Below are 13,159 nucleotides of genomic sequence, written 5' to 3'. Positions count from 1 at the left end.
TTCATCTCAGGCAACGGTTTAGCAACGAGCAGTTACGGGCTTGTCGCCGACATCGACTTCGAAATTTGACAGGGGCAGATTCAAGGGTAGCGCCGAACTGCTAGGACGTCGCGGTCCTTGGCGCTCTCCGTTGATCAGATAGGCCCCGGACGCAATCATGACCTGATACGTTATCGGCCGTATGATGTTTGCGTGCTCCGAAACGCGGCATGGCGAGATTGCTGGGATCGGGTTGAACGTGCCTAGTCGGGCGGTGTCGCGCAGACCGGCGCGCGTGCCTTCACTGGCCCGACGAACCTCGAAGACGAAGCCGCAAAAGTTCACCAGGAATTCTGGCCGAAGCATCTGGGCAGTTTAGGCTGAGGGTTCATTGATTTGAGCCAGAAGATGACGGTTGCGATGCACAAGCCGGTCCCGCGCTCGCCGGTTCGCCTATTTCTCGCGCAGATAGCCCGTTTTGGCGTAATTCCGCCAACCACGAACCCAATCCGTGTCACCGCAGCTTGGCTTGTACAGACTACGCCCACTAAGCAGCGGCTGCTTGAGAACGCCAAGTTTATTGGAGGAAACGAGGTCGTCGAGCGTCTCATCGACTTTCTTACGCTCCTTGACGGAAAGCACGTGACACTTGTCGTCGATTTCTGCGGTATGGAAGGCCAGGTTGAATATCAACCCATATCGCGCCGTGTCGCTGGCGGCGTTTGCGCTTCGGCCGCCAAGGAACTGGCCTGGAGTAGAAAGAAGCGTGATCGCCATGAACACGATGCTTAGTCTTTTGAGGTGCTGCATTATTCTCTCCGTTAAAGATGCAATGTGTCGTGCCGTCGGTAGCAAGGCCGTCCGTGGGGCGTGGCTCACGCAAGCTTCCACGCTTTGCTAGGAATCCATGCGAGAAAATCGCGTGGGAGGCACTTGGAGGTTCGCGCGGCCTTGCGAAACCAGGATGTGAATCAACGCGCCCGTGAACATAAACAGGAGCAACCAAAGCACCGTCGTGAGGGTGACGAATTGTGTCCCGATGCGGAGGTAGAGAGAGTATTGGATGGTCATGATTGCGCTCTGCGGACTGATCAACCTCAATCCACCAATCCATCCAAGTGTCACGAATAGCGGGATGGACATGACGGCACTGATGATCCCAGACAACGCCGCACTCGCCTGAGCTATCTTCCAGCTCCTTGGCGGTGGTTCACTTCCGTTCTCGTCAGAGCCTTTCCACAGCGAGAGGAACGTTACAAAGACGAAGAACAAAATTAGCGTTATCGGCCATCGGAAGGATAGGATTCCGAGGGAAAAGCCCACGCCCCAAAAATTCAAGCCTGCCATCAGAGCGTCGCGGGCGGCAAGCAGCCAGAAAAGCGACGCAACAACCCACCAAGAACTCAATCCGGCGCGTCTGCAGCGAGCAAATATGGCCACGAGCATTGCGGTGCCGAATATTAGAACACCGAGCATCCGACCATACAATCCGAAGACGAGCCCAACTGCTCCACAGGTATCCGGAGCGCAGTGGATCGCGTGTGCGAGAGCAAACAGCAGAAATGGGAAGCCAAGAATAAATGCGATCATCGCCACCGTGAGTACGCTAATGTACGTGGCAAACTGTCTGCGCGGCATGGGGGCGCTCTCCTATTTTACGCAAACATAACGCGAGTGAATTAAGTTATCGAAAAAGAGAAAGCTTCACATTTAGGGGCCTGATTGGAATAGCGTTCACCACAACGGGTTACCGGCATGCACGCGAAGGACCTGAAATTCCCGACGAGCGGCTTCTTTCGACGGGTATGTTGAGTTTCAGCTAGAGTTGCGCCACTTTTTCATTTCGCGTTGTACCACCTAGTTGCATTTATGGTGTTGATCGAAAACATTTTCTCGCAGTGTGGGCGGATCCGTCTGAAACGAAAAAGTGGGTCAAGTTCGTGCGATAATCGACACCGGCCGGTTTTATCGGACCTGAAAACGTTTATTTCGCCGGCGGGAACGAGTAGGGCATATTAACTCGGCCAGCGGATATCTAAGAGATCCGATCGCGAGAGCGAGAAGGGAATCTAGTATTTCAATGAGGGACTATAGCCGTATGCACCCCGAACGCATTGTCATAACTTCGGACCTGCTACGCGTCACAGGTGAAAAAACATCACGGACGGGGTTCGCGACGAACACACATTTCTTCGCTGCGATGCTGACGCCACAGATATCGGCGGCAACCCGCTTGCCGGTTACCATATTGGAATGGGACGACACATCACCATTCGACGGCAACGCCGTCTATGATGCCTTCGGTCTGGGCGCGAACGCTGCGAATTGGGCAAAAATCTTCGCAGCCGATGCGACCGACGCGATTTGTGCCTTGTTCCTGCCCCACGTCGAAAATTCATTGGTGGTAGGTTTCGAGATATCCCCGTTGCTGCAGAAAATTCTCACCCGCCTGAACATACCCTTTGTCGATGTACGATGGCATCCATTGCGGTTTCTCGACGATATATTCTTTGGATTTTCATCGAACCGCAGCGAAATATTGGCCGCAATCGCATCATATGCCCTATCCGACCAAGAGGTCGATTTCCATGTCGGACTCCACAAGGCAGCTGCGATCCGGCGTAGCGCTTTCAACAAAAAGGGGCCATCCCTTGAGACGCTGATTGTCGGTCAGACCCCATTCGACGCGTCATTGATCCATGACGGACGGATCGCCACCCTGCTTGATCATGAAGACAGAATAGCGGAACTCGTCAAGATCGGTTCCACCGCCTTTCGTCCTCACCCCTTCTCGCCTCATCCAAGTCCGTCGCTGGCCGCGTTCCTCAAGCATCACGGCATCCCTCATGTCGACAGCGATATCGATATGTATGAGCTTTTATGCGACGAGTCCCTGCAGCGCGTTGTCGGGCTGAGTTCCGGAACCCTTGATGAAGCGGCGTTCTTTGGACTGCCTGTAACCCGCTTCATCCCGGAACGATTCCGCTACCTTCCGCACGTTGCAGGCGCCTTTCAGACGGATAACGAGTCTTTGGTTTATACTGGGGTCTATCACGCGTTTCTCAGCGTCGATTTCTGGGCCGATATGTTCCGATCGACGCTGGAGCGTACCTGGCCAAACGGCAATCCAATTCCCTTCAAGCCGGATCGTTTGCGACATGTGAACGGGTCTTACTGGGGCCTTCGCAATACTGGCGGAACCAACCTTGTCATGCCCTACAATACGCCAGAATGAGCGCGGCTGGCTGAGATCTCTCAAAAATCGCCATGCGCGCGCCACAAGTGGTCGACTTTTACGCCGCTGCCTGGCTTGATTTTGCTCCGCCGTTGACAAATGTCTCGATCAACGTTGAGAGGGATTTTCTAAACGTTCCGTAGGTTCGCCGGGAGCAGCCGATACTCTTTGATCAAGATCACGCCACTACCGTTGAAGAAGAGAGCCTGATTCAGCCAATATTGATCAGGCGCCTTCTGCGATAGCACCCCCTTTGACAGCAATTCCTTGAGACCAAACTGAAATTGCGTTTCGTTCATCTCGGTTTTTTTGCCGTTCAATTTATCGTCAGAGTAGAAGAGCGTGAGACTATCGCAATTGCCATCGGATATTTTGGCTTGTTGGTATTCGACCAGTGCGACTTTAAACACTTCATATCCAGTGTCGCCAAGATCGAACGCAGCACGAACGCCGTCCGTTAGCGCTTCCACAAAGTGTTCTTCGTCGACGCCTTCAATGACATGAATTACGCCCGCCCCCACTTCACCAGCATTACTGTCCATCAGCTCGCGCGGGGTAGTACGGGTCTTCACCGTCTTCTGCTGGATCTGAACTTCCTTTGCTCCAGAAGTGAAGGGGTTGCCTGTAGGGGGTGACGCCGGCGGCCGCAATTGGTTATCAGCAGACATGGCCTATCCTTTGAAAAAATGACCAAACTTAGCTTCCATGAGAAGCTTAATATACGCTGCGGGGATAAATGTAAGCCGATTTCGGTTGTGCCGGATGCGATAGGCGCGATTTTGGGGCAGGTGATATTCTTTTGCACAAGGCGGAATAGGCGTGGCATCAGACAGACGAAACAATGATAAATTCCGTGGCTTTTTCAGGCTGTTGATTATGGGATGGCCTCTTCACGCAAATCGCGCACATTTCCGAAACGGATTGCATTTTCCGGAGTCATGGGCAGCCGGTATATCAGTCTGAAAGATGTGGATCCTGGCCTTGTCAGTGCGTACCATGCGGTGTGCCCCGGACGACCTATCGTCCAGAGGACGAAAATTCTGCTCGCAGAAACTCGGAGTTGAGTTAAACCGTACAGCTTCGATAAATGGATCTATAGGCATGCTGAAAAGGACGATACTTTTTTTCATATGGGTGATGATCAACGCTTGTTTGATCGCGGACGTGACGCATGCGGCTATTCGCCTACCGAATGGATGCAAGCCGGATGTCTTCCTGACGATTACTGGCAAAATTGATAGGATAACGAACAGCGCAGACAGTAGCTATGAGATGTCCGAACACGAATTTCTTGCGCTGCCGACATCGACAGTGACGACATCAACACCATGGACTCCGAAAAGCGACTTCGTTGGGCCCTTGCTTACTAAAATACTTCAAGAAGTAGCGGCGAAAGGAAGTAAACTGCGTCTCGTTGCGCTTGATGATTTTAGCGTGGAGGTGGATGGTGACTTTCTCGGCAAGTATGGAACTATATTAGCTAGCAGCAAAGACGGGGTTCGCTTAACCGTCAGAGATTTCGGACCGATTTTCGTTATGTATCCGCGCGATAGCTTCGGGAAGGAACTGGACACGCCGTTTGGTGCCTCCCACATGGTTTGGCAATTATGCGGGATCGAAGTGGAATGAGATTATTCTATCTGACGTGGTTTAGCATTCCCGCAGCAATTATGGTCGCATGTGTAGGTGTGGCGACATATAATTGGAGTGTAATAAGAGAGGGATATATTGCTTGGGGTTCCGCCGATATCAAGAACCCATCATATTTATACTGGCCGACCGCACAGGCGCAAAGGGAGCTTGAACCCGTCAGGCTGGATTTGAGGACGATTGCTGATGGATCTGCTGTTGAACCGGATGCACTTTCATTCCACATCGATGTCCTTATTTCTGGTATCAATATTATAACGCGGCCCTCGGATCTGACTGATCGTTTTAGGCGGCTTCCAGGGTTCTTGAGCGATGTGCCAATCCTGTCAGAATTCGCAACAAACGTTCTGCCTGCGATTAAACCCAATCTATCGCCGGTAGAGGCTCAGGCGTTGTTGCGCAAATTGGAAGATATATCCTCTACTTTAGGCAGGATATCCAAAGCGGCCTGGGATCAGGATACTGAATTGAAGGAAAAGTCCTTCGAGACCATCCAGGCAGGACACGCAATCGTTCTCGTGATTGCGGGATTGTTGGTTTGCGCCATTCTGTCCTTTGTTATCATTTCGATATTTTACTGGTGGGCGATCATGGCGAAGACGCGCGCCTTGGCGGCTGCGGAAGCGGCGGTCGCAGACAAGGTCAGCTTCCTCGCAATGGTCAGCCACGAACTCAGAACCCCGCTTCAGGTCATCGTCTCGGCATTGGATGTGCTGGAACGACCTCAAGACGTAAAAACCCGGAACGAGTTGACCGCGCGCATCCGCCGGGCGGCCAACAGCCTGGCGGTCCAGCTTCGCGACATGCTGACGCTGGCTCGTGCTCAAACCGGATATATCGAGCTGCAACCGGGCGTGTTCGAGGCCGGTGAGCTCGTTCGGGAGGTGGTGGAAAATTATCAAGCTGCGGCAAAGGCCAAGCATCTGGAGCTGCGGCAAACAGGCCCAGATGAGGCCGTTTTCGTGGTTGCGGATAGCGAGCGCATTGCGCAGTTGTTGCATAACCTCGTTTCAAATGCGGTCAAATATACGCCGAGCGGCTATGTTCAGGTCGATCTCGCAGCATTTGATGAGACGGCGGGCGAATTGGCGCTGCGTGTGATGGATACCGGCCCTGGATTGCCGCCACGGGTCATCGAGAACAGCGCCGGAAAGGGGCTCTCCAGCCTTGGCAGCGGGCGAGGCATTGGCTTGTCGGTTGTCCAGACTTTGTTGCGGCAGCTTGGTGCGCGCATGGCAATCAGCAGCCCGTCAGAAGGCGGTAGCATATTCGAGCTTGCAATACCTGCGGTCCCGGCGGCGGAAAGTTCATACGAGACGTCCGATGCTCACAAGCGGGTACTCGTCGTTGACGATCATCCTGACCTTTTGAAAGGCTTTTCGAGCGTGCTTGAAGAGCTCGGGTTTGTGGCCGACATGGCTCCTTCCGGCATGACGGCACTGAACTTTCTGGCCGCAAACATCTATTCGGTCATCTTCATCGATCTCGACATGCCGATCATGACCGGATCGGCGCTTGCGGCGCAGATCCGCAAGACGGATTTGCGCCATAAGACCAAGCTTATCGCAATGTCAGCGGCACATCATGGCGCCAGGCAAGATCTGTCTCTCTTTGATGCGGTCTTGAACAAACCGATACGCCGGCAGCAATTGCTGACGATCATGCAGTTTTGAAGCTCGAATTCAAGGCGGCGAGGAGGATCGGCATGCTTGCCGGTTTGGTGAAGAATTTCAAATTGTGTTGCGCGAGTGCCGCAGCAATGTTCTCTTCGTTGGCATTGCCCGTCCCGATCTGTCCCGTTAGGATAATGATCGGACAATGGCCGTTGCGCGCACGAATGTTCTCGACCAGTTCCAGCGCGGTCTGGCGTCTGGCGTCTCGTTCGATGATCCAATCAAGAACATAGGCATCGAAGTCGGACTGGTTGAACAGGGTTTGAGGGTCGCTAAAGGCGACTGCGTCCAAGCCCGCCGTCTCCATATATTTTACAATCGTCTGCGCGGTATCGGCGTGATCGTCGAGAATGGCAACCCGGCGACGAGACGCTATCGGTTCGATCAGCAAACGGGTGACAGCGTGTGCTGGTATGATCGATCTGGCTTCGGCCGGCATGGCTCGCCATGCGCCATCGATCTCAGCGGCAATGAGCGTTCCCGGCGGCACCTGCCCGACGATATTTCCCAACCGAATCCGGCAGGAGATGACGTGGTTGTTGATGACAATGGACGCATCGAGCAACCCATCCGCCTTATCGAACGCAACAAGCTCTTCCAAGGTCTCGTTGAAATGTTCGGCGACGTGTTTCAGTTCTTCAAGCGACCACGACGCATTTGTCGTCAGCCTGCGGTTTCCCGCGGAATACGAAAGTCCAAGGATTTCGGAAACTGTTACGGCAAAGCGGTATTTTGGAATTCCGTGTCGAGTTAGGAGTGCAGCAATGCACTGGGCGGCAAGCCCGATTTCCTCATCCGTGTAATCCGAGCGACTTTCGATCGCATTGTGACTATCTTCGCTCATTTTGCTCGTAGGGTTGAAATTCCAAATCAACAAAGTACCAGATGCGCGTATACGGAACTAACACATGTGTGATCGGGTCATACTGTAAACTTGAGCTTCGGTCCACTTTTCCATTCGTACCAGAATTGCAATTTAAACGAAGGTTGTCCTCTAGAAAGAGATGGGCTGCGGCATGCCTTCCCATGCGCTCCGGCCGATGGCCGTCGGCCACAAGAACAGGCCGTCCGTCGAAAAGCACAAAGGCGACGAGCGTACCACCGCGACCCTCCCACTCATACAGAGAGTAATGGTCAAAAGTCTCGATCTTGTAGGCCATGTTCGGCAATCCGACGTCGCAAGTGCGCAAACAACGCGTTATAAGGCCGTGGAGGCCTACGGATTTCCCTTGTCTTTTACCGCTATGGCGCGATTGTTGAACGCTTCGACAAAGCCCGGTCTAAGAGCGATAGCTTTGTCGTAGTCAGCGATGGCGTGATCGTAGTCACCCTTTTTCGCATAGGCTGACCCGCGATTGTTGAAAGCGCCGGCATCATTTGGTTTGAGGGCGAGGAACGTGTTAAAGTCAGCAATGGCCTTGTCGTAATCGCCTTTGCTAAAATAGGAGGCGCCACGATTATAGATAGCTTTGTCGTAATCCGGCCGAAGAGCGATGGCTTTGTCGTAGTCAGCAATCGCATCGTCAAAATCACCCTTTCGAACAAACGCGGAGCCGCGATTGTAGAAGGCCTTGTCGAAGTCAGGTCTTATAGAGATGGCTTTATCGAAATCGACAATGGCGCGGTCATAATTCCCGCTGAGATAATAGGAGTTGCCACGATTGGTTAGCGCCTCGGCATCCTCCGGATTGAGGGCGATGGCTTGATCATGGTCGGCGATGGCTTTGTCGTAATCACCTTTACCGTCGTAGGCAAGGCCACGATTGTCTAGGGCCTGGGCAAAGTTTGGTCTGAGGGCTATGGCGCTGTCGTAGTCGGAGATGGCTTTGTTGTAATCACCTTTGTTGCGGTAAGCGAGACCACGATTGTAAAAGTCATCGGCATAATTGGGTCTGAGCGCGATCGCTCTATCGTAATCCGAGATAGCCTGGTCGTAGTCGCCCCTTTTGCTGAAGGCCGACCCTCGACTACTATAAGTATAGGCGTCATCCGATCCGAGCTCTATCGCCCTACCATAGTCGGCGATGGCCAGTTCATAATCGCCCTTAAAAAAATAGGCATTTCCGCGATTGTAGTAGGCGTCCGCAAATTCCGGATTGAGAGATATAGCCTTATCGAGAGCAGAAATCGCGTGATCGAAGTCACCCTGCTTGTTGCAGGCAAGGCCGCGGAAGTTGAGGGCCTTTGCTTCCAGCGCTTTATCGAAGCGCCCATCGTCAATAATCCTCGTGCACTCGGAAACCACGGAGTCATTACTGCCCTGGGAGGGAACTGTATCCGCCCATGTTGGCTGATAAAAGCCGGAGACCAAAATTTCCGCCAGGAGCAGGGGGAACCACCTTAGCGCTTGCACTTTTCTATTGACCCCATTCGGTTCTACTGTGCCAGGGGTGTTAGAATGAGCCATATTTCATCTCCTATGTATCGCTGCCAAATGATGTGAGCGAAAAGCTGTTCTCAAACACAGGCGAGACAATGTCAGTCGTCCACCCACATCCGGGTTAGATTTGCCAGCGATTTGGACAGTAAGTCGATATCCCGACTTGGGCCGTGCTGCTTGAAAAGACCCTGTCTGGCAAGATCCAGATCCAACAATATCTCACGCGCGGCGTGATCCCTGATCAGGCTGCGAATCCAAGAAACGGCAACCAGACGCTGACCTGATTCGACCTTCTCGACACGGTGCAAAGTTGAGGAGGGATAAACAATCGCGTCGCCAGCTGGCAACTTTACTTTTTCAACCCCCGCAGCGTGCTCGATTAAAAGCTCGCCACCCTGATAGCTCTCCGGCTCCGACAGGAAAACGGTGATGGAAAGATCGGTTCGAATGCCTGACATCACGGGATCGTCGGCATGGTTGCCGTATTCCATGCCTGGACTGTATCGGCTGAAACGAAATGGGAGAACGGATTTCGGTCTTGCCAATGCCAAGAACGTCGAACTACTCGACAATGCGGACCCAACAAGGTCGCTAAGTTGTTGGTGTACGTCACTTCCTTCCGCTATTTGTTCGTTATATTTAACCTGCCGAGCTTGCCAGCCTGCCGTGAGACGCCCGTCATGCCAGTCCGCGTCGCTTAGCGCCTGAACAATAGCTGTTAGGGTATGCCGTTCGATGACGTTGCGAAGGTGATACATTGTTGCCTCCTAGGCTAAGAGCAGACGCTCTGGGTCAAGCGATATCTCTCGCTCGGCCAGTGCGATTGTAGAAGGTCGATGAGCAACTATGACGCGGGTTATTCTCAGTTGCGCAACGGCATCATTGATCTTTGCCTCGTTTGCTTGGTCCAGATCACTTGTGGCTTCATCCAGGAGCAAGATGCGCGGTCGGCTGTATAAAGCCCTGGCAAGAAACAGGCGCTGCTTTTGACCGCCCGACAGCGTGCTACCCATATCACCCACCATGGAGTCGAACCCCATGGGCATGGCTCGAATCTCATCGAAAATAGCGGCAATCCTCGCGCATTCCTCAATCCAGCCGGGATCGGCTTCGGGGTCGAAGGCAGCAATATTGTCGCCGATGGTTCCGGCAAACAGGACATCGTCCTGCCGGACGGTTGCAGTCATCCGTCGATAGTTCTGCAAGCCAAACTGGCGAATATCCCTGTCGTCGCATATAACTATGCCGCCCGTCGGCGCAACGAGACCTCCAATAATCTTGAGAAGAGTGGTCTTGCCTCGGCCCGAGGGCCCTGTAATAGCGACACATTCACCGGGGCCTACCGTTAGGGATACTCTGTTCAGTACGTCGGGTAATCCGTCGCCGTAGCGAAAGGAGATATCTACTAGTTTGATGGACGCCGGCTCTCTGGGGGAAGGAACATTGGTTGGCCCAGAGGTTATCGTCTCTTCCGGTTCGGCGAGAGCAATGTCGCCAATGCGCTCGGTATGAAGGCTCAACATCTTAAGCCGAATAACAAGGCTAACCAGGCTCCCCACTCTCCCGACAAACTGCTCTTTGTAGGATATGAACGCGATCAGCACGCCGATGGTCATGCTGCCGGCCATAACGGATCGTGCTCCCAAGGTGAGGGTCATAATACCGTCGATCCCAGAGAAGGTCGTTGCGGCAGTACCAAACAAGAAATCAAGCTTCTGGATCTTAAGATTGGCATTCACAGCATCGAACAAATAATTGAGCCAGGCTCCCCGACGGCGTTCTCGGATATCGAGAGTCTTAATGCTCGCAACGCCTCTAATCGTCTCCATAAAATGCGAATTTTCCTTAGCATTTTGAACGATAGATGCTTCGTTCGCGGAACGATAAGGAGCATAGGCGGCAATTCTCAAGAGCACGTTCAGGCCTACTGAAACAAAGGCGATTAGGGCAAGATAACCCCCATATAGCACCATCATGATCAGCGCCCCGACCACCATGATGCTATCCAGAATTCCGCCCACCAGATCGGAGGTGAGAGCGGACTGAATCGCAGACAAGGACCCAAAGCGAGAAACAATGTCCCCCATGTGCCGTCTTTCAAAGTAGCTCAACGGCAAACGTAGGAGATGATCGAATAGCGCTGTAGTCCATTGAACGCCAAGCGTGGTGCTCATAATTATTGAGCACCACGAGCGAGCGATCCCAATTACAATTTGCAGCAAAAGTATCACGCCAAGCGATAGTGCTACCAAACTGAGTAGGTCCGTATCCGTCGATACAATGACTTCATCAAATATCACCTGTGATCCGATGGGTGACAACAGAGCGATAACTTCAAGGCATATTGATAGAACAAAAAGCTGGATCAATGCACGCTTGAGACCAGTAACGTGCCGAAAAAGATCCGCTATCTTGATGCGTTCGACCTCTATTTTCTTCTCAAACTCGTTTGTTGGCGACAGTTCAAGAACTACTCCTGAAAAACTGCTCGAGAGCTCATTGAGTGAGACAAAACGTCGCCCCTGAGCCGGGTCGTGGATAACAGCGCCGTTATATTTTACCTCTTTCAGGACGACATAATGACGAAGTTTCCAATGAAGGATGCAGGGTGTGCGGAGGTTTGCGAGTTCATCGAGATCTGCTCGCACAGCGCGACTGGCAAGGGACAACTGGCCTGCAAGCCTTGCCAACTCTATAAGAGATAGGCCTTTCATCGATGTGGCAAATCTCCGTCGGAACGCCGCGATGTCAATCTGGTGGCCATGATAGGTTGCAACCATCGCTAGGCAGGCTAGGCCGCACTCCGCGACTTCGGTTTGCAGAATGACGGGCAAACGGTTTTGGAATCCAAAATTGAGAGAGGGAATATTTGCTCCTCCGATTTTACGCGGGTCCTTCAAAGCACGCTGCCTTTAAGGCTGTATAGTGGTTCCACAATCCATTGATAAAGGCGCCGAGTATCGAGCTGGATATTGGCTTCCGCCGACATGCCTGGCTTGATTGAAATCTGTTCTCCATAGGCGTGAACGAAGTTCGCATCCGGTTCGACTATTATTCGGTATTTCTGCTGATCCGTGTCCGTAGGAAGGCGGGCCGAGGCAAATGGAATCTCCTCCTGTGCCAGAGATACTCTCGAAATGCTTGAAATGGTTCCGGGATATTGGCCGAACTTTTGATAGGGGTAGGCGGTATAGCGGAGCATTACCTTTTGCCCCTCACGTACGAACCCCATCGAACTGCTTTCAGCAAGGAGCTGTATCTCCATCGTGTCGTCGTTCGGGATGATAGTGGCCATGGCGCCGCCCGTTGGGATCATTTGTCCAACTTTTGCAATCATACCGGTAACGGTGCCGGACCGGGGAGCTACGATGTCGATTGAACGTCTTGCGTCATCTTCGATAACGGCTTGGTCGAGGGACGCCATCCGCTGCCGATAGTCACCCAGAGTGATAGCCGCATTGTCGTCGAAGCCTGACAGTTTGGATTCGGCTTCTTTTAGCCTTTCGTTGAGCTGTATTTTGTCGCGTTGAAGGCTTTGTAGCTGTTGCCGCGCACCCATGAAGTTCTGTTCACGGTATTCAAATTCTGCTGAGACGGTTAGATGCTGGTCGGCCAATTTGCGATAGGTATCCATCGATTTTTGGAGTGAAGAGAGATATTCGGTAGTGCCGGATATTTGTTCTTCTACCTTTGCCAATTCCTGGCGAGACGAAGTGGCCTGATTAATGAGATTGGCCTTTTCCACGACATTCAGCGATTGGCGCTCTGTGATCGTCTTTTCCAACTCATTCTTTTGAGCAATAAGTTGCTCTTTAACGAGCAGACCTGTCTCACCGGCGGCCGTTTGGCTATCGAGAGCGATAACATACAGAACGGAACCCTGCGTAACTGTCTGCCCCTCGGTGACGTGTTGGGCTAGGATACGTCCGGTTACAGGCGTAAAAATTCGGCTGACTCCGCTTGAAGGAACAACTGTGCCGAAGACTTTGACTCGCCGTGTATACTCGCCAAAGACCAAAAATAGCATGATCATGACTATTGCTGACACCGCGAGTATGGTGGCAATTCGAACTGATATCGGTTGAATGAGCCTGGGGCGACCGAGCCAAGCGTCACGCCTATGATCTACCGCTTCTTTTCGATATAGGGACAGCTCTCTGTTCTGCATTGCTATGATCTAATGAGAGTGCGGAAACGGCTGGTAGAGAGCGTCGGCGAAATCTCACTGAACTCCCAGCTACG

The 13,159-nt window shown here is 52.6% G+C and carries 12 protein-coding genes and 1 pseudogene; 4 read left to right on the top strand and 9 right to left on the bottom strand.

Annotated features, from left to right (window positions below; translation table 11 throughout):
- Nucleotides 1-172: 172 nt before the first annotated feature.
- Nucleotides 173-363, top strand: a pseudogene (locus AB8B29_RS34160) (nucleoside deaminase); the annotation flags it as partial.
- A 69-nt stretch (nt 364-432) separates the two neighbouring features.
- On the opposite strand, the gene AB8B29_RS34155 reads toward AB8B29_RS34160, so the two are convergent.
- Together AB8B29_RS34155 and AB8B29_RS34150 are read right to left on the bottom strand one after the other, a co-directional pair.
- Nucleotides 433-789 carry a hypothetical protein gene (locus AB8B29_RS34155; RefSeq protein WP_439007107.1) on the bottom strand — a complete coding sequence of 119 codons (357 nt, stop codon included), beginning with the start codon at nt 787-789 and terminating at the stop codon, nt 433-435.
- Nucleotides 790-876: 87 nt separating this feature from the next.
- Complete coding sequence (locus AB8B29_RS34150) at nt 877-1,617, bottom strand: hypothetical protein (RefSeq protein WP_439007106.1); 741 nt, start codon at nt 1,615-1,617, stop codon at nt 877-879.
- Nucleotides 1,618-2,077: 460 nt separating this feature from the next.
- On the opposite strand from AB8B29_RS34150, the gene AB8B29_RS34145 reads away from it, so the two are divergent.
- Nucleotides 2,078-3,214 carry a hypothetical protein gene (locus AB8B29_RS34145; RefSeq protein ID WP_439007105.1) on the top strand — a complete coding sequence of 379 codons (1,137 nt, stop codon included), beginning with the start codon at nt 2,078-2,080 and terminating at the stop codon, nt 3,212-3,214.
- 128 nt (nt 3,215-3,342) lie between these two features.
- Here the strand turns inward: AB8B29_RS34145 and AB8B29_RS34140 are convergent, their stop codons facing one another.
- Nucleotides 3,343-3,882 carry a hypothetical protein gene (locus AB8B29_RS34140; RefSeq protein ID WP_439007104.1) on the bottom strand — a complete coding sequence of 180 codons (540 nt, stop codon included), beginning with the start codon at nt 3,880-3,882 and terminating at the stop codon, nt 3,343-3,345.
- Nucleotides 3,883-4,315: 433 nt separating this feature from the next.
- On the opposite strand from AB8B29_RS34140, the gene AB8B29_RS34135 reads away from it, so the two are divergent.
- Nucleotides 4,316-4,843: a hypothetical protein gene (locus AB8B29_RS34135; protein ID WP_092577414.1), complete on the top strand. Its 528-nt coding sequence runs from the start codon at nt 4,316-4,318 to the stop codon at nt 4,841-4,843.
- On the top strand, nt 4,840-6,537 hold the full coding sequence (locus AB8B29_RS34130; protein ID WP_167669634.1) for an ATP-binding response regulator: 1,698 nt from the start codon (nt 4,840-4,842) through the stop codon (nt 6,535-6,537). The genes AB8B29_RS34135 and AB8B29_RS34130 overlap by 4 nt, the downstream gene beginning before the upstream one ends.
- Here the strand turns inward: AB8B29_RS34130 and AB8B29_RS34125 are convergent.
- The 6 genes from AB8B29_RS34125 to AB8B29_RS34100 all read right to left on the bottom strand — a co-directional run bounded on the left by AB8B29_RS34125 (nt 6,524) and on the right by AB8B29_RS34100 (nt 12,950).
- Entirely contained in the window at nt 6,524-7,381 is an 858-nt protein-coding gene (locus AB8B29_RS34125) for a helix-turn-helix domain-containing protein (RefSeq protein ID WP_092577411.1), read from the bottom strand. The genes AB8B29_RS34130 and AB8B29_RS34125 overlap by 14 nt on opposite strands.
- Nucleotides 7,368-7,697: a hypothetical protein gene (locus AB8B29_RS34120; protein WP_439007103.1), complete on the bottom strand. Its 330-nt coding sequence runs from the start codon at nt 7,695-7,697 to the stop codon at nt 7,368-7,370. The genes AB8B29_RS34125 and AB8B29_RS34120 overlap by 14 nt, the downstream gene beginning before the upstream one ends.
- Nucleotides 7,698-7,753: 56 nt before the next feature.
- A complete protein-coding gene (locus tag AB8B29_RS34115; RefSeq protein WP_092577406.1) occupies nt 7,754-8,944 on the bottom strand; it encodes a tetratricopeptide repeat protein in 1,191 nt (396 codons plus the stop codon).
- A 71-nt stretch (nt 8,945-9,015) separates the two neighbouring features.
- A complete protein-coding gene (locus AB8B29_RS34110; RefSeq protein WP_092577404.1) occupies nt 9,016-9,675 on the bottom strand; it encodes a Fe2+-dependent dioxygenase in 660 nt (219 codons plus the stop codon).
- Between the two features lie 9 nt (nt 9,676-9,684).
- Complete coding sequence (locus AB8B29_RS34105) at nt 9,685-11,817, bottom strand: peptidase domain-containing ABC transporter (RefSeq protein ID WP_439007102.1); 2,133 nt, start codon at nt 11,815-11,817, stop codon at nt 9,685-9,687.
- Complete coding sequence (locus AB8B29_RS34100; RefSeq protein WP_439007101.1) at nt 11,814-12,950, bottom strand: HlyD family secretion protein; 1,137 nt, start codon at nt 12,948-12,950, stop codon at nt 11,814-11,816. The genes AB8B29_RS34105 and AB8B29_RS34100 overlap by 4 nt, the downstream gene beginning before the upstream one ends.
- Between the last annotated feature and the right edge of the window lie 209 nt (nt 12,951-13,159).

The sequence above is a fragment of the Rhizobium sp. 11_C7_N12_5 genome (assembly GCF_051811145.1).
Classification (GTDB): domain Bacteria; phylum Pseudomonadota; class Alphaproteobacteria; order Rhizobiales; family Rhizobiaceae; genus Rhizobium; species Rhizobium lusitanum.
Note: the sequence above shows the minus strand (reverse complement) of the source record. Positions and strands in the feature narration are given on the sequence as shown.